Annotated in this window: 4 protein-coding genes; 1 reads left to right on the top strand and 3 read right to left on the bottom strand. The window is 66.2% G+C overall.

Translation table 11 applies throughout. The features are described 5' to 3' along the window. Positions 1–19: 19 nt before the first annotated feature. The 3 genes from AWB80_RS03470 to AWB80_RS03460 are packed head-to-tail and all read right to left on the bottom strand — an operon-like array spanning position 20 to position 15,895. Positions 20–1,381, bottom strand: coding sequence for a lysine N(6)-hydroxylase/L-ornithine N(5)-oxygenase family protein (locus AWB80_RS03470; RefSeq protein ID WP_061173245.1), 1,362 nt, complete (start codon positions 1,379–1,381; stop codon positions 20–22). A gap of 13 nt (positions 1,382–1,394) precedes the next feature. Beyond that, positions 1,395–6,365: a non-ribosomal peptide synthetase gene (locus AWB80_RS03465; RefSeq protein ID WP_061173244.1), complete on the bottom strand. Its 4,971-nt coding sequence runs from the start codon at positions 6,363–6,365 to the stop codon at positions 1,395–1,397. Continuing rightward, on the bottom strand, positions 6,362–15,895 hold the full coding sequence (locus AWB80_RS03460; RefSeq protein ID WP_061173243.1) for a non-ribosomal peptide synthetase: 9,534 nt from the start codon (positions 15,893–15,895) through the stop codon (positions 6,362–6,364). The genes AWB80_RS03465 and AWB80_RS03460 overlap by 4 nt, the downstream gene beginning before the upstream one ends. A 206-nt stretch (positions 15,896–16,101) precedes the next feature. Between AWB80_RS03460 and AWB80_RS03455 the strand changes: the two genes are divergently transcribed. Further along, entirely contained in the window at positions 16,102–17,847 is a 1,746-nt protein-coding gene (locus tag AWB80_RS03455) for a cyclic peptide export ABC transporter (protein WP_061173242.1), read from the top strand. Positions 17,848–17,850: the final 3 nt, after the last annotated feature.

Here is a 17,850-nt window from a genome sequence, read left to right as displayed (position 1 = left end):
TCTGTTTGCCGCTACTTTGTCAAAGAGCCACGGCCACGCGGCCGCCGCTCACCCCGGTTTGCTTCGCATCCGCCGCTCGCGTCGCGGCGTTGTCCTGACCTGCATCGGCGAGCGACGCCGCGATCTCGTCCGAGCGCACCGCGAGCACGGAAAGCAGCGTGTCGGAGAGGCCATGACTCTCTTCGCAGCACCCTTGCAGATAGATGCGCGCCTTGAAATTCGCCGGCGTGACGAGCCGGTAATCGCGGCCCACGCTGCGCTGCGCGAGGGCATCGTCCAGATGCGGCGCGAGGCCGTCGAGCAGCGCGAGATGCGTGTCGCGCCGATATCCTGTGGCGAGCACGAGCGCATCGAAGCGTTCCGCGTGCGCGTGGCCGGTGAGCATGTCGCGCATCGTCAGCTCGATCTCGCCGTTCGCGCGCCGCGCGGTGTTCTCGATGCCCGTGTTCGCCAGCAGACGATGGCGCGTGTCATCGGAAACCTTTTGCAGATAGAGCATTTCGTAAATCTGCTCGATCAACGGACGATCGACGACTGCGTAGTTGGTATCGCGGAAACGCTCGATCAGCGAACGGCGTCCGTCTTCCGTTTGCGAGTAGACGACATCCGTGAATTCGGGGCTGAAGATCTCGTTGACGAAGGGCGTATCGTCGGCGGGCTTGAGCGCGCTCGCGCGAATCACGAGCGTTGCGTCGACGTGCGGGAAGCGGCGCGTGAGATCGGTGAATACTTCGGCCGCGCTCTGTCCCGCGCCGATCACCGCAATGCGCTTCTTGCCGTTGCGATCATCGCCCGCGACGCGCTCGATCGAGCTCAGATACGCCGACGAATGAATCACGTTATGCGGCCCGAGCGATGCGAACGGCTCCGGCACGCGCGCCGTGCCGCCGACGCCCACCGAAAGCGCGCTCGTCACGCGACGCCATTCGCGGCCGTCCTCGTCCTGCGACACGACGCGCAGCGCGTTCACGTCGCCATTCGCTTCGAACACGGGCTCGATGGCCGTGACACTCTGTCCGTAATGCACGCGATCGTCGAATGCCTGCGCGACCCAGCTCAGATAATCGTGAAACTCCACGCGCGTCGGATAGAAGTTCTTCAGGTTCACGAATTCGTTCAGGCGACCGCGCTCGAACAGATAGTTGATGAACGTGAAGCGGCTCGTCGGATCGCGCTGCGTGACGAGGTCCTTCAGGAAGGAAATCTGCATGCGGCAATCGTCGAGCAACATGTCGCGATGCCAGCCGAACTCCGGCTGCCGCTCGATGTAGCAATGCTTCCGGTTCGACGCGCCGCTCTCTTCGGCAAGCCGCACGGCCAGCGACAGATTGGACGGCCCAAAGCCGACGCCGATCAGATCGAATACGGTTTCTTTCTTCATGTCCCTGTGTCTCTCAGATGTCATTGGTCGATGCCAGCGAAACGCGCCGCGCAAGCGTCGCGGCGAGGCCCGCGAAATGGGGCGTGGCGAATACGTCCTGAATCGCGATGTCGAAGCCGGCCTTGCGCGCCGCATCGACGAAGCGCACGACGGCGAATGAAGTCGCGCCTGCTGCAAAGAGGTCCTGATGCGGCGTGACGGCCTGGCCGTCGAAGAGTTCGCTCCAGATATCGGCGAGCGCCTTTGCATCGGCGTTCACTTCGCCTGAAGGCGCGACAGCCGCGACGTGCTTAACACTCTCCAACACCGCTTCGGATGCGTCGAAAGCATCGTGCGGCGCGTGCGCGAACTGCTCGACGGTCGCGCGATAGCGCTTCGCGAGCGTCTCGACGAAGCCGCCATCGACGCGTTCGTTCGCGTAGGAGAACGCGCAGCTCACGCGGCCGTCGGGATATTCGGTGACGTCCAGTTCCAGATCGAACACGACGCGATGACGCACATCGTCGAAGCCTTCTATTGCGAGGCCCGCCCAGTCGCGCGTGGCCATCGCGGCCGGGCGAAGGTAGTTGAACATCACCTGAAACAGCGGATTGCCCGCGCCGGGACGCGGCGCGTTCAAGGCGGACACGACATCCGCGAATGGCACGTCGGCGTGCGCGTAGGCGGCGAGCGCGGCATCGCGCACCGTGGCGAGCAGGCTCGCGGGCGTATCGAGCTTCGTCATGCGCGTGCGCACGACCACCGCGTTGATGAAGAGCCCGAGCGCGTCGCGGGCGGCATCGCTGGTCGATTCGCGCGTCGAAGCGAGTACGCCGATGGGCTGATCGTCCGCGCCCGTCAAACCGTGCAGCGCCGCGTTGAGCGCCGCGTGCAACAGCATGGGCAGCGTGGCGTGGCAGTCCATCGCGAGCGAGCGCGCACGTTCGACGAGCGCACCATCGAGATCGAATGCGATACGGCTCGCGAGCCATTGCGGGTTTTCCACGCGGCCCGACTCGGGCTCGGGCAGCACGATCGCGGGCATGTCGCGAAGCGCATCGCGCCAGAACGCCAAACGCGCGCCCGTCGCCGACGATGGCAACACCAGCGCATTCGACACACGCTCCGACACCGACGCGCCCTTTTGCAAGGCGACGTAGGTGGCGCGAATATCGTCGAGCCACAGATCGATCGACGTACCATCCGACACGATGTGATGCACGACGAGCGACAGCACGTGATCCTCGTCGGCAAGACGCAGCAGACGCGCGCGCCAGAGATGCTTCGCAGCGGCGAGGTCGAACGGCGTGAGCGCGTCTTCATCGGTGATGCGTTTCGCTTCGTCGATCCGTCCCGCGAGATCGATCACCGGCAGCTCGACATGCCACATCGGCGTGATCCGTTGCCCCGGCAATGCGCCTTCGCGTTCGACCAGTTGCGTGCGCAACGCCGGATGACGCGCGGCCGCTTGCGCGAGCGCTTCGCGCAGGGCATCGGCATCGAGTGGACCGCGCAGGCGCACCGCGACCGGAATGTTGTACGCGGCGCTGTGCGGCTGCGCGCGCCACAGGAACCAGAGTCCGAGTTGCGCGGCGGAAAGCGGCCACACGCCGTGTTCGTCAGGCTCGAATGCGCGTTGCACGGCATCCGCCGCGCCTTCGCAGGCGCCCGCCTGCAACACGCGCTTCGCGTATTGCGACAACACCGGCGTTTCGAACAGCGCGCGCACCGGCACGTCGCGTCCGAGCGTCTCGGCGACACGCGTCACGACACGCACCGCCGCGAGCGAATGTCCGCCGAGTTCGAAGAAATGATCCGCACGTCCGACGCGCTCGACGTTCAGCACCTCGCGCCAGATTTTCGAGAGCGCGGCTTCTACGCCCGCCGCCGGCGCTTCGTACACGCGCTCCTTCTTCGGCGGCTCGGGCAGCACCGCGCGATCGACCTTGCTGTTCGCGTTGCGCGGCAATGCATCGAGCACGACGATATGCGCGGGCACCATGTAGTCCGGCAACGTGCGGCGCAGATGGGCGTCGAGTTCGACGGCATCGGCGGCGCGGCCCAGCGCGGCGCGCTCGCGTGCATCGGCTTTCAATTCGACATAAGCGACGAGCGCCGCCTGCGCGCCCTTGCCGCGCACCACGGCGCACGCCTCGCGCACGTCTTCGTGCGCAGCGAGTTGCGCTTCGATCTCGCCGAGTTCGATACGCAAGCCGCGCAGCTTCACCTGATGATCGACGCGGCCGATGAAGTCGAATACGCCATCGGCGCGACGCCGCACGAGATCGCCCGTGCGATAGAGACGCGCGCCCGGCTCGCCATACGGATCGGGCACGAAGCGTTCGGCGGTGAGCGCGGGCCGGTCGAGATAGCCGCGCGCGACGCCCACGCCTTCGCCTCCGAGATACAGTTCGCCGATCACGCCGACGGGCAGCGGATTCAGACGCTCATCGAGCACATGCGCCGTGCGCGCGCCGACCAGCGTGCCGATCGGCAGATAGGCGCAATCAGCGAGCTTCGCGGGATCGTCGCCGGGATTGAACATCCACAGCATCGGCGTGATGACGGTTTCCGTCGGACCATAACCGTTGACGATGCGCGCGTTCGGAAATGCGCGGCGCATCAGCGCGAAGGCTTCGCGCGAAGTCGCCTCGCCGCCGACCGTGATCGATTTCAACGTAGGCGGCGCGCCGTGCACGAGCGCCCATTCCGCGAGTTGCGTCGCGCAGCCGGGCGGCACGTAGGTCATCGTCACGCCTTCCTTGCGCATGAGCTTGCACGTCAGCGCGGGCGGCCAGAGCGTGTCGGCGGTGATCGCGACCGCCGCGCCCGAGATGTACTGCGAGAACCAGCCTTCATGCGCGCCGTCGAAGTTGACCGACTGGAACAGCATGAACGTGTCCTGCTCCGTCGCGCCATAACGTTCGGCAATGGCGACGCAATGGCGCGCGAACGATCCGTGATCGACGATCACGCCCTTCGGCTTGCCGGTCGAACCCGAGGTATAGATCGCGTAGGCGGCCTGCTCCGATGCCACATCGGGCAATGCGATATGCGACGTTTCATCGTCGGCGTAGAGGCTTTCGTCGTCGAGAAGGAGAATGCGCGCGTTCGGCGGCACGGGCAGCGCATCCAGACTAGCGCGCTCGGTGACGATGTGTTCGATGCGCGCATCGTCGAGAATCTGCGCGAGGCGTTCGCGCGGATGACTCGGATCGAGCGGGACGAACGCGCCGCCGGACTTCAGCGCCGCAATCAGGCCGACGAGCAGATCGACCGAACGGCTCAACGCGACGCCCACGCGCATCTCGGCCCGCACGCCGGCAGCGATGAGACGTTGCGCGATGCGCGTCGCCCGTGCATCGACATCGCCGCGCGTGAAGGCGCGCGTCATGTCGGCGACGCCGCGCGCGTCGGGCCGCGCATGCGCATGACGCGCGATGCGCTGCTGCACGGAGACGAACGCCGGCGCATGTTCGGGCGCGTTGCGATTCCATGCATCGAGTTGCGCGCGCTCGTCCTGCGGCAGCCATTGCAAATCGCCTATGAGCGTCTGCGGCGCGTCCAGCGCATGACGCAACAACTCGACGAAGCGGCGCGAGAGCCGTTCGATGGCATCGGCTTCGAACAGATCGAGCGCGTAGATGAACGCAGCGGCGAGCGTTCCGTCCGCGCGTTCCTCGAAGCTCGCGGTCAGATCGAACTTCGCGAACGGCGTGCCCGAGGGCAATTCGGTCGCGTGCACATCGGCGAAAGCGGGCAGCGCGCGGCGCGCGCCGTAGGCCGCCATCACCTGAAAGAGCGGATGATGGCTCGCGCTGCGCACGACGCCCAGCGCTTCGACCACCTGCTCGAACGGCACGTCCTGATGCGATTGCGCATCGACGAGCGCGTCTTGCGCGGCATCGACGAGCATCGCGAAGGGCTGCGTCGCGTCCACGCGTGCAGCGAGCGTCAGCGTGTTGACGAAGAAGCCGATCAGACCGGCTGTCTCGGCGCGCTCGCGATTCGCGGCAGGCACGCCGATCTGGATATGCGTTTCGCCCGATGCGCGCGCGAACAGAGCATTCAGCGCGGCAAGCAGCACGGCAAACGGCGTCGCGCGGTGTTCGTTGGCGAATGCGCGCAGGCGTGCGGCGAGCGCGGCATCGAGCGCGAACACATGACGCGCGCCGCGCGCGCTGCGTTCGCTCGGACGCGCCGCCGCGCCCGGCAGCATCAGCACGTCGCGCGACGGATCGAGCCGCGCGCGCCAGAAATCGAGTTGCCGTTCGCGCTCGCCCGCATCGAGCCAGCGGCGTTGCCAGAGCGCGTAATCCGCGTATTGAATCGGCAAAGGCGCGACCGACACAGCCTCGCCGCGCGCATATGCACGATAGAACGATGCGAGTTCGGCCAGCGCAATATCGGCGGACCAGCCATCCGACACGATGTGATGCGTCGTCAGCGAAAGCCAGTGCGTGTGCGCATCGAGCCTGATGAGATGCGCGCGCATGAGCGGCGCGTGCGCGAGATCGAACGGGCGCGCTTCGTCGGCGAGTGCGAGCGCGGTGGCGCGTGCTTCACGTTGCGCCTCGGGCACGTGCGTGAGATCGACGGACTGCCACGGACAGCGCATCGGCGCATGCACGGTTTGCAGCACGCCGTCCGCGCTTTCGGCGAAGGTCGTGCGCAGCGCTTCGTGACGCGCGATCAGTGCATCGCATGAAAGGCGCAGCGCATTCGCATCGAGCGTGCCGTCGAGTTGCAGACGCTCGGTGATGTGATACGCCGCGGGTTCATCGATCATGCGCGCGTGCAGCCACAAGCGCGTCTGTGCGAACGAAGCGGGCACGCTCGCCAGGCACGCATCGCCTCGCGCGCGCGGCGGAATGGGCAGCATGCGAAAGTCGATGCCCGCCTCCGCGAGCCGCGCGACGAACACCGTGCGCTGCGCATCGGGCAACTGCGCGAAGCGTGTCGCGAGCGAGAGCAGATCGGGTTTGTTTTCTCTTGTGCTTGTCATTGCGTTTCCAGTTCATCGAGCAAGGCGTCGATGGCGCTCGCCGCATCGTGTGCGTCGCCTGTCGCGTGGCGCTGATTCAGTACGGCGTCGATCGCGGCGGCGCAGCGCGCGAGCGTGCGTTGGTCGAAGAGCGTGCGCAACGGCAGCGTCAGCGACCAGTGCAGATTGGCTTGCGCGTTCGCCTGCGTCGCGAGCAGCGAATGGCCGCCCAGCGCGAAGAAATCGTCATCGCGTCCGACGGTTTCGATATGCAGCACGCGCTGCCAGATCGCCGCGAGTTCGCGCTCGGTCGGCGTCTGCGGCATTTCGACGGTTCTTTGCGCGCGCTCCGGCGCGGGCAGCGCATTGCGGTCGCATTTGCCGTTCGGCGTGACGGGCAACGCGTCGAGCGCGATCACATGCGCGGGCACCATGTAGGCAGGCAGTTGCGAACGCAACGAATTCAGCGCGGCGGTTTCATCGAACGCATCGGGCGCGCCGCATGCGATGTAGCCGATCAACTGTTCGTCGCGCACGATCACGACCGCATCGCGCACATTCGGTTCGCCGCGCAGAAGCGCCTCGATCTCGCCCGGCTCGATGCGTTGTCCGCGCAGCTTGACTTGCGTATCGATGCGGCCGAGGTAATCGAGCGCGTTGTCGTCGCGGCGGCGCGCGAGATCGCCCGTGCGATAGAGCCGCGCGCCCGCGACGAACGGATCGGGCACGAAGCGCTCCGCAGTCAGCGACGCGCGTCCGAGATAACCGCGCGCGAGGCCCGCGCCGCCGAGATACAGTTCACCGATGCCGCCGGCAGGCACCGGATGCAGCGCCGCGTCGAGCACATGCAGTTGCAGGTTCGCGATCGGATGGCCGATCGGCACGGAAGGCGCATCGATATCGCTCGCTTGGCAGGTCCAGTGCGATACGTCGATGGCCGCTTCGGTCGGGCCGTAGAGGTTGTAAAGACGCGCGTGCGGCAAGAGCCGCGCCACGCGCGCGACGAGTTCCGGCGCGAGCGCTTCGCCACTCGCAACGATCCGCTCGATGCTCGCGCAGCGCGCGGCCTCGCCGAACTCGTCGATATGCGCAACGAACGCCGCAAGCATCGACGGAACGAAATGCAGCGTGCTCACACGATGCGCCTCGATCGCGGCAACGAGACGCGCGGGATCGCGATGATCGCCGGGCGCGGCAATCGCGAGCTTCGCGCCCGTCGCGAGCGGCCAGACGAACTCCCACACGGAGACATCGAAGCCGAACGGGGTCTTGTGGAGCACGACATCGGCGTCGGTCAGACGGTACGCGTCCTGCATCCACGCGATGCGGTTCGAAAGCGCCTCGTGCGTGTTGCCCGCGCCCTTCGGCTTGCCGGTCGAACCCGACGTGTAGATGAGATACGCCAGTTGCGCGCTGGTCACTTCGACGCGCGATGCAAGCGTCGCATCGCTCTGCATGAGCGCGCCGATATCGAATACGCGTGCGCCCGACGCAGCCGCTTCGACGCTCTCGCGCAAGTGCGCCTGGGTCAGCACGACGGCAGGTTTCGCATCGTCGAGCAAGTAGGCGATGCGCTCCGCCGGATAGTCCGGATCGACAGGCAGATACGCCGCACCCGCCTTCAACACGCCGAACAACGCGACGACCATTTCGAACGAACGCTCGACACACAACGCAACCGCCGTGTCCGGCGCGACGCCCGCACTGACCAGCGCGGCAGCGACACGATCCGCCCGCGCGTCCAGCTCCGCATACGTCATGCGATGCAGCGCGCCATCGACAGCGGTCATTTCGAGCGCGATGGCGTCCGGCGCGGCCTTCGCCATGCGCTCGAACTGTCGATGCAGCGGCGCGCTTTGCACAGCGTTCCATTCACGCGACGTCGCGTTGAAACGGGTAATGTCCTCCGCGAGCGAGATCGAACCCAATGGCGCATCGGCGTTGTCGGCGAAGGCATCCAGACAGGCGGACAACGCGCGATGCAGCGCCGCCACGCGCGCTTCATCGAGACGCGCGGCGTCGTATCCGTAATCGATGACGATCGATTCGCCCGCTTCCACGACGAGCGTCAGCGCAAAGTCGGTTGCTTCGATGTTGCGAAGATCGCGCATCGTCAGCGCGCGCGGATCGCGGCCGGCCCACGCTTCATCGACGGGATAGTTTTCGAACACGACGAGCGTATCGAACAATTCGCCACCGCCCTGACCCGCCCAGCGCTGGATATCCGCGAGCGGCGTATGCGCGTGTTCGTTGGCTGCGGCGTTGTCGGACTGCAATTCGCGTAGCCATTCAGACGCGGCACGTTGCGGCAGCGGCGCGGTGATCACCGGCACCGTGCTGATGAAGAGGCCGAGCACGCCGTCGATGTCCTGCAGCGTGTCGGGACGCCCCGCCACCGTCGCGCCGAACGCGACGCTCGCTTGATGCGTCATGCGTTGCAACGCGAGCGCCCACGCACCCTGCACGAGCGTGTTGAGCGTCACGCGCAGACGGCGCGCGGCGTCGGTCAGGCGCGTGGTCGTCGCGGCATCGAGCGTCGCGCGCCACGTGCGATGATCGTCGAGCGAAGGCTTATCGCTGGCTTCACGCTCGGCGATGCGCGTCGGTTCGTCGAGGCGCGCGAGACGATCGCGCCAGAATGCTTCGTCCGCTTCGACGTCGCGCTTGGCAAGCCAAGCGATGAAGTCGCGATAGCGCGTCTTCGCATGCGCCGCGAAAGGCTGAGCGCGAGGCGGTTCGATGTAGTCGCGCAAGACATCCGCGAACATGCGCGCAGTGCTCCAGCCGTCGAGCAGCAGATGATGACGCGTCCACACGATGCGCCATTCGTCGTCCGTCAGGCGGATCAGCGTGACGCGCATCAACGGCGGTGTCGCGAGGTCGAAGCCGCGCGCGCGGTCTTCGGCGAGCCACGTTTCGAACGATGCCAACCCATCGCGACGATCGCGCCAGTCGAGCACGTCGAACGGCATGCGCGCGTGACGATGCACGATCTGCATCGGCGCGGCTTCGTCGGGTGTGAAGGCCGTGCGCAGGATATCGTGGCGCGGCGGCGCGGCTTCGAACGCGGCGCGCAAGCGCTCGACATCGGGCGCGATCAGCGTCGCCGCGAGCTGGTTCACATAGGTCGATTGCTCCGGCGCGAACAGCGAGTGGAACAGGATGCCCTGCTGCATCGGCGACAGCGGATAGATATCGGCGACGCCTCGCAGATCCACCGCCACGCGTTCGAGCGCCGCTTGCGTCAGACCGCCATCGCGCGCGAGCGGGAAGTCGCCCGGCGTCGCGCCCGCGCCCTTGCTCGCGATGCGTTCGGCGCATGCGGCGACGATATCAACGAGCGTGCTTTCGAAGCGTTGCGCAAGGGCTTCGATGGTCGCGCGTTCGAATTGCGTCGAGCCATAGACCCAATGCAGCTTGAACGTGCGTTGATTGCCGACATAAGCGTGAATCGCGAGCGCGTTGCCGAGTGGCCCCAAAGGATCGCGCTCGCAGCCCGCGCCGCCGAAACGCGGCGAGAACGCGGCTTCGCGCGCGTCATGCGAATCGAACTGGCCGAGATAGTTGAAGGTCACGCGCGGACGCGGCAGCGCTTCGAGTGACGCGCGCGTCGCATCGTCGCCGTAATGGCGCAGCACGCCGAAACCGAGCCCCTTGTGCGGCACGGCACGCAACGTGTCTTTCGTCGCGCCGAGCGTCGCGCCGGGCGTCGCCTCGACCGGCACCGACACCGGATAGTGACTCGTGAGCCAGCCGAGCGTGCGGCTTGCATCGATGTCGTCGAAAAGCGGCTCGCGGCCGTGTCCCTCGAGTTCGATGCGGCACGTCGCGCCGATCGCATGCGCGAGCGCCGCGATCAGCAACTCGACCGTCTGCGTGCGCCAGGCTGCGTTGGCATCGGTCAGCGCGGCGCGCGTGAGCGCCGCATCGAGCGTCTGTTCGATGATTTGCGCATCGGCGTTGGTCGCCTTCGCCTCAGGGTGATCGAGATGCAGGTCATCGCCCCACGACGCCATCGTCGTCCAGTATTGCGCTTCGCCGGCGAACGGCGACTGCGGGTCGCGCGCGGCCTTGGCAAGACGCGCGGCCCAGTGCGCCGCCGTCGCGCCGGTGCGCGTGAGGCTCGCGACGCCGCGCGTTTGCGCCGCGCGATACGCGTTCTGTAGATCGTCGAGCAGGATGCGCCACGACACGCCATCGACGATCAGATGATGAATCGCTAGATAGACCTTCGTGCGGCCGTCCGGCAGCGACGCGGCAAGCGCGCACGCGAGCGGTCCACGTGCGAGATCGAGCGTGCGTTGAATCGCATCGAACTGCGCGAGTGCGTCGGTTTCGTCGCGCGCGGCGATGGCCGCGAGCGGCAGCGTATCGAACGCTTTCTGCGCCTGAATGACGCGCCATGCATTCGTTGCGCCATCGCGCTCGAAGCGTTGCCGGAAAATCTCGTGATGCGTCAGCAGCGCATCGAAGGCGTGCGCGAAGGCATCGAGATCGAATGACGCGTGCGCATCCAGTTCGATCGACTGATTCCAGTGGCCGCGTTGCGCGATGTCGAGTGCGAAGAAGCGCAATTGCGCGGGCGTCAGCATTGGATTGTCGCCGCCCTGCGTCGTTACCGCGACGGGCGCTTTCGCTTCCGTTGTCTCGATCGCTTTCGCGACGAGCGCGAGTTGCGCGACGGTCGCGTTGTCGAAGACCTGCTTCGGCGTTGCGCGCAGACCGCGCTTGCGCAGACGCGCGATCACTTGCAACACGAGAATCGAATCACCGCCGAGTTCGAAGAAGTTATCGTCACGGCCGACCTGCTTCGCCTTCAGCACGTCCTTCCATACCGCAGCGATCGCTTCTTCGGCAGTGCCTTGCGGCGCATCGCTCGCGGCGAACGTTTCCACCGGCTTCATCGCGATGTCGCGCAGCGCGGCGCGATCGATCTTGCCGTTGCCCGTCACCGGAAGCGCGTCGAGCACGACGATCGTCGCGGGCACCATGTAATCCGGCAAGCGAGCGGCGAGCGCGGCACGCAGCGCGGCTTCATCAGCGATGGAACCGGTCACGAAGGATGCGAGCTGCACGCGTCCATCACGATCGACGGGCAACGTCTCGGCTTGCGCGACGCCTTCGATCGCACGAAGCGCCGCGCTCACCTCGCCCGGCTCGACACGATAGCCGCGAATCTTCACCTGATCGTCGACCCGCCCGAGAAACGCGATGCGTCCATGCGCGAGCAGACGCACACGATCTCCCGTCCGATAGAGCCGCTCGCCGTGCGCGAACGGATGCGGCACGAAGCGCTCCGCCGTCGCTGCCGCGCGTCCGATGTAACCGCGCGCGACGCCCGGACCGCCGAGATGCAACTCGCCGATCCCGCCTGGCGGCACGCATGCGCCGGATGCATCGAATACATACGCGCAGGCATTCGGCAACGGGTGTCCGAGCGGCGCGCCTTGCGAGCCGCGTTCATCGTCGGCAAAAGAAGATGCCTCGCACGCGATAGCGCCGACGGTCGCTTCGGTCGGGCCGTAGTGATTGATCACGCGACACGCGGGCCTCAACGCCTTCACGCGATCGACCAGCGCCCACGGCAGCAGTTCGCCGCCCGTCACGACCGCATGCGAAGGCAGCACGTCAGCCGGATGTTGCGCTTCGAGCAACGCGTGCAGATGACTCGGCACGATCTTCAATACGCCCACTTCGCGCGCGTGCATTTCGGCGGCGAAGCGGTCAGGATCGAACGCGCACTGAGCCGGCAACAGATGCAAGGTGCGTCCCGAGCACAGCGCGCCGAAGAGCGTCGTGTGACCGAGATCGGCGGCGACGGTCGAGACCATCGCCATCGATGCGCCGGGCGCGAACGCGAGTTCATCGAGCATGCCTTGCACGTAGTCGGCAAGCGCACGATGCGACACCGCGACGCCCTTCGGCGTTCCTGTCGACCCCGATGTGAAGATGACGTAAGCGATCTGATCGGGCGCGGGCTGCACGCGTTGCACGGCGGCATTGGCGAGCGACGCATCGTGCGAGAGTGCGTCGACATCGAGCAACTGCGCATGGCCGAGTGCGCGCGGCGCGTTGTCGTCCTTCGTCGCGATCAGCGCGAGGCGCGCGCCGCATGCGTCGATCGCGGCGTCGAGGCGTGCCTGCGGCATCGCCGGATCGAGCGGCACCGCGTACGCGCCCGACTTCATCGCGCCGATCAACGCGACGACGAAGCGCGCCGAACGCTCGATGCAGAGTGCCACCGCGTGTTCCGCCTGCGCGCCCCGCTGACGCAGCGCGAGCGCGATACGATTCGATGCATCGTCGAGTTCGGCGTAGCTGATTTGCGTGTGCGCATCCGCGAGCGCGATGCGATGCGGCGTCGCGCCCGCATGCTGCGCGATCAGCGCGAGGATATCGTTCGCGTCGAAGTTCAGCGCGCGGCCTCGTTGCGAATCAGGTTGCGTCGCGCAATCGAGCGCTGCGACCGTGCGCGAAGGATCGCGCACCGCATCGGCGACGAGCGTCGCGAAGCTCGCGAGCCAGGCGTGCGCGGTGGCGTCGTCGATGCAATCGCGCGCATGGGCCGCGACGAGTTCGAAGCCGCGTGCATCGTCGGTGAAATCGAGCGCGAAATCGAAGCGCGCCGCGAGATCCGGGCCGGGCGTCGCGATCGCCGATGCGTTCGGCAACGTCGCCTTCAGTTCCGCATCGAACTGCTGCGCGAACTTCACGCGCAGCCATTCATCGCCGCGCGCGACGGGCGGTTTCACCGCGTCGAGCACGCGATCGAACGGTACGTCCTGATGCGCGAATGCAGCGAGCGCATGCATGCGCGTCGCCTCGATCAATTGGGAAAACGTTTGATGCGCTTCGACGCGCGCGCGCAATGCGAGCGTGTTGAGGCACAGCCCGATCATCGATGCAGTCTCGGGCCGCTGCCGATGCGCGACCGGCGCCGCGACCACGAAATCGTTTGCCCCCGTGAGTCGATGAAGCCACGCATCGAACGCGCTCAGCAACACGACGAACGGCGATGCGTGCGCGCTGCGCGCAAGCTCGCGCAATGCGTTCGACGTATCCGCGGACAAGCGCAACGACACACGTCCACCGCGATGGTCGCGCTCCGCCGGACGCGCGCGGTCATAGGGCAGCGCGAGCGGTTCGGGTGCCGCATCGAGTGCGCCGCGCCAGTAGGCCAGTTGACGTTCGCCCTCTTCGCCCGCGACGAGTTCGCGCTGCCATTGCGCGTAATCCGCGTACTGGATCGGCAACGCGGGCAATGTGGGCGCGCGGCCCTGCACGTAAGCGCAATACGCCTGCGCGAGTTCGTCGAAGACGATGCGCGAGCTGTAGCCATCGGTGATGGCGTGATGCGCGGTCAGCATCAGACGATGCGAATCATCGGCGAACGAGACGAGCGTCGCGCGCAACAGCGGACCGTTCGACAGATCGAACGCTTCGCCTGCATGACGCTGAGCGAGCGCGTGTGCAGCGTCGGGGCCGTCGACGCTTGCGCGCACGATCGCGACCGGCAAGGACGCGTGGATATGCTGCATCACGATGCCGTCGTCGTTCTCGACGAGCGTCGTGCGCCATGCCTCGTGCCGCTCGATCACATGATCGAGTGCGCTTTGCAGCGCGTGTGCGTCGAGTTTGCCGCTGATATCCCAATGACCCGCGATGTGATACGCCGAGCCCGCATCGCGCGTTTGCGCCAGCACCCAGAAGCGTTGCTGCGCGAACGATGCAGGCCGTTCGCTCGTCGATGCGGCACGCTTGATGATCGACACAGCGCTGGTCTCTTCGGCGCTTCTATCGATCAATGCGGCCAGCGCTTCGAGCGACGGATCGTCGAAGATCGCATCGAGACGCAGATTCACGCGCCAGTCGATGCGAATCGCCGCCTGCAGTTGCATCGCCGCGAGCGAATCGCCGCCGCGCTCGAAGAATCGGTCCGCGCGCCCGATGGGCGCGGCATCGTCGAGAATGCGCTGCCAGGTTTGCGCGAGACGTTGTTCGGTCGCGGACGCGGGCGCGATGAAATCGGCATCGCGCACGGCCGAAGCCGACGCAACCTGTGCCTTCACAGCATCGCGATCGAGCTTGCCATTCAACGTGTAGGGCAAACGCGCGAGCCGCACGAAGCGATGCGGCTGCCACGCTGCCGGCAACTGTTGCGCGAGATACGTCTTCAGCGCGGCATCGCTCGCAGCTTCATCGGCGAGGACGAGACAGGCGGTTAGTTGCGTGCGGCCATTCATCGACTCGGCGAGCACGGCCGCGTCGCGAATCGATGGATGCGCACGCAGGCATGCCGCGATTTCGGCAGGCTCGACGCGCACGCCGCGAATCTGCACCTGGTCGTCGATGCGGCCGAGATAGTCGTACGCGCCATCGGCACGTTCGCGCGCGAGATCGCCGGTGCGATAGATGCGCGCGCCCGGTTCGCCCGACGCATCCGGCACGAAGCGTTCGGCGGTGAGCGCCGCGCGACCGTGATAGCCGCGCGCGATGCACACGCCGCCGAGCAGCAACTCGCCATCGTCGATGCGCGCGACACGCGGACCGATCACGCGACCGATCGGCAGCGACGCGTAGGCATCGGCATCGCCGAGATCGGGCGTGACATGCGGATCGACCGGCCACAGCATCGGCGAGATGACGGCTTCGGTCGGCCCATAACCGTTGATGAGGCGCTGCGCCGCGAACACGCGCCGCACGTGCGCGAACGCTTCACGCGACAGCGCCTCGCCGCCGAACGCGAGCACGCGCAGCGATGCGGGCACGCCCTTGCGCTCCGCGACGCCCGCGAACTCACGCAGATAAGCAGGCGGAAACGCGGCGACGTGCACGCCTTCGCGTTCGATCAGCGCATGCGCCGCTTCGGGCGCGAACGGCGGCGGCGCGGAGATGACGACACGTGCGCCGACCGCGAGCGGCGCGAGCCAGCACTCGTGCGCGGCATCGAAATTGACCGATGCGAAGTGCAGCAGGCTATCGCGCTCGCCGATGCCGAGCGCTTGGGCGAGCGCATCGCAATGCGCAGCGAGCGGACCGTGCTCGACGACGACGGCTTTCGGCGTGCCCGTCGAGCCCGACGTATAGATCATGTACGCGGCCGCGCGCGGATGCACGGGCGTGTCGTCATCGAGTGCGGGCTCGTCGATATCGTCGTGCTGCACGTCGAAGCATTGCGCAAAGCGTGCGCGCATCGCGTCATCGGCGGTGGCATCGACGATACCGTGCGCGAGGTTCGCATCTTTCGCGATCCAGTCGAGGCGCGCGGCGGGATGATGCGGATCGAGCGGCACGAACACACCGCCCGCCTTCAGCACCGCGAGCAGCGCGACGAACAGTTCGCACGAACGCTCGACGCACACGCCGACGCGCACTTCAACGCCGACGCCGGCCGCGCGCAGGCGCGCCGCGAGCCGCGAAGCGCGGGCGTCGAGTTCGCCGCGTGAAAGACGCGCGTCGTCGTGGCCATTGAAGGCGAGCGCGGGCGCTTCGGGTTGAAGACGCGCGAGGGCTTTGATACGCAAATGCAGCGCGGTCGGGAAACTCGTCATCGGCATGAATTCCTTCGGGGCTCCGCCGCATCGGAAAAAGCTGCGGCATGAACATGGGGCCGCTGGAAATGCGGCTTCACTCGGGATGACGATTCGCGCGAAAAAATATTTACCGCCTTTTACGCGCTAAAGATTCGGCGCGCCGAAACGTCTCTATGTAGAGGCGCATTCAGCGCACCCTTTCCGACTTAAGCGACGCATTGCCAATGACTGCCATCAACGAGCTTTTAGATTCCTCCGCCACGCAGAAGCCTGCGGCGCGCCTGATTCTCGCGCTGCTCAAGCGCTCGCGCGGCGCATTCGCGGTCGCGCTCGTCGCCTGCGTGATGAACGGCATCGCGAGCGTGATGCTCGTCGCGACGCTCAATCGCGCGCTATCGACGCCCGCTTCCGCCGATGGCGCGCTCGCATGGCGCTTCGCGTTATGCGCGGTCATCGCGCTGCTCACGCGAGTCGTTTCGGGCGTGCTGTTCGCGCGGCTGTCGCAGGACACCATGGCGCAATTGCGCGAGCATGTCGCGCGGCGCGTCGCGGCGGCCGAATTGCGCGATGTCGAGCGCATTGGCGCGGCGCCCGTGCAATCCGTATTGACCGACGATGCCACCAACGTGTCGATGCTCTTCTTCGCGCTGCCGAACATCGTCATGCACGGATCGATCGTGTTCGGTTGCCTGGGCTATCTCGCGTGGCTATCGTGGCCGGTGTGCCTGCTGGCGCTCGCGGCGATCGTCACGGGCTCGCTCGGCTATCACCTCGGCGACAAGCGCGCGATTGCATCGCTCGAAGCGGCGGGACAATCGCAGGACAAGCTGTTCGGCTATCTCGGCGCGCTGTTCGCGGGCGCGAAGGAACTGAAGCTGCATCGCGCGCGTTCGCAACAGTTCGTCGACGGGCAACTGGGCGCGGCGATCGGCGAGGTGCGTGATCATCGGCGGCGTGCGTTCAGCGCGTACGCGGTCGGTGTGGGCTGGATCATCTTTCTGTTCTATGGGTTTCTCGGCGCGGCGGCGTTCTGGCCGTCGCTCGGCGTGCGTGCGGACGCGGGCTCGACGGCGGGTTATGTCGTCGTGTTCCTTTTCATGCTCGTGCCGCTCGATGGCTTGCTCAACAACATTCCCACGTTGAATGCCGCGCGTGTTTCGCTCGCGCGCATCGAGAAGGTGATGGCGGAGTTCGGCAGTCTGCGCGTGCATGCGTCGCCGGTTTCATCGGCGCAGGATGCGGGCTTTGAAACGCTCACGATGCGCGGCGTTACGCATTCGTATTTTCATGAGCGCGATGAGCGCATGTTCCGTATCGGTCCTGTCGATCTGACGTTCAGGCCGGGTGAGCTGGTGTTTATCGTCGGCGGGAATGGCAGCGGCAAGACCACGCTTGCGAAGGTGCTGACGGGGCTTTATGAGCCGGAGTCGGGCGTGATCGAAGTCGATGGCAAGGCGGTGGGTGCGGGCGAACGGCCGGCTTATCGGGAGCGTTTTACGGCTGTGTTCAATGACTTCCATCTGTTCGATGCACTACTCGGTATCGTCGATCCGAACGATGCGTCGCGCGCGGCGGCGGATGCGCGGGCCAATGCGCTCGTCGCGCGGCTTGCGCTGGATCACAAGGTGAAAGTGGTCGATGGCGCGTTTTCCACGCGTTCGCTTTCGACGGGACAGAGGAAGCGGCTTGCGCTGGTGGTGGCTTATCTCGAAGATCGACCGCTTTATCTGTTCGATGAATGGGCCGCTGATCAGGATCCGGCGTTCAAGGCGGTGTTTTACGAGCAGTTGTTGCCGGAGTTGCGTTCGCGAGGGAAGACGGTGATTGTCGTGACGCACGATGATCGGTATTTCTCGATCGCGGATCGGGTGCTGAAGCTGGAGAACGGGATGGTGGTGAATGAGACGCGCGGGGGAGTCAGGTCTACGGTGGTGGATGAGGCTACGGCAGTTGTCGCCGGATCCCGCTAGGCT

The sequence above is a fragment of the Caballeronia pedi genome, from assembly GCF_001544915.2.
Taxonomy (GTDB): domain Bacteria; phylum Pseudomonadota; class Gammaproteobacteria; order Burkholderiales; family Burkholderiaceae; genus Caballeronia; species Caballeronia pedi.
Note: the sequence above shows the minus strand (reverse complement) of the source record. Positions and strands in the feature narration are given on the sequence as shown.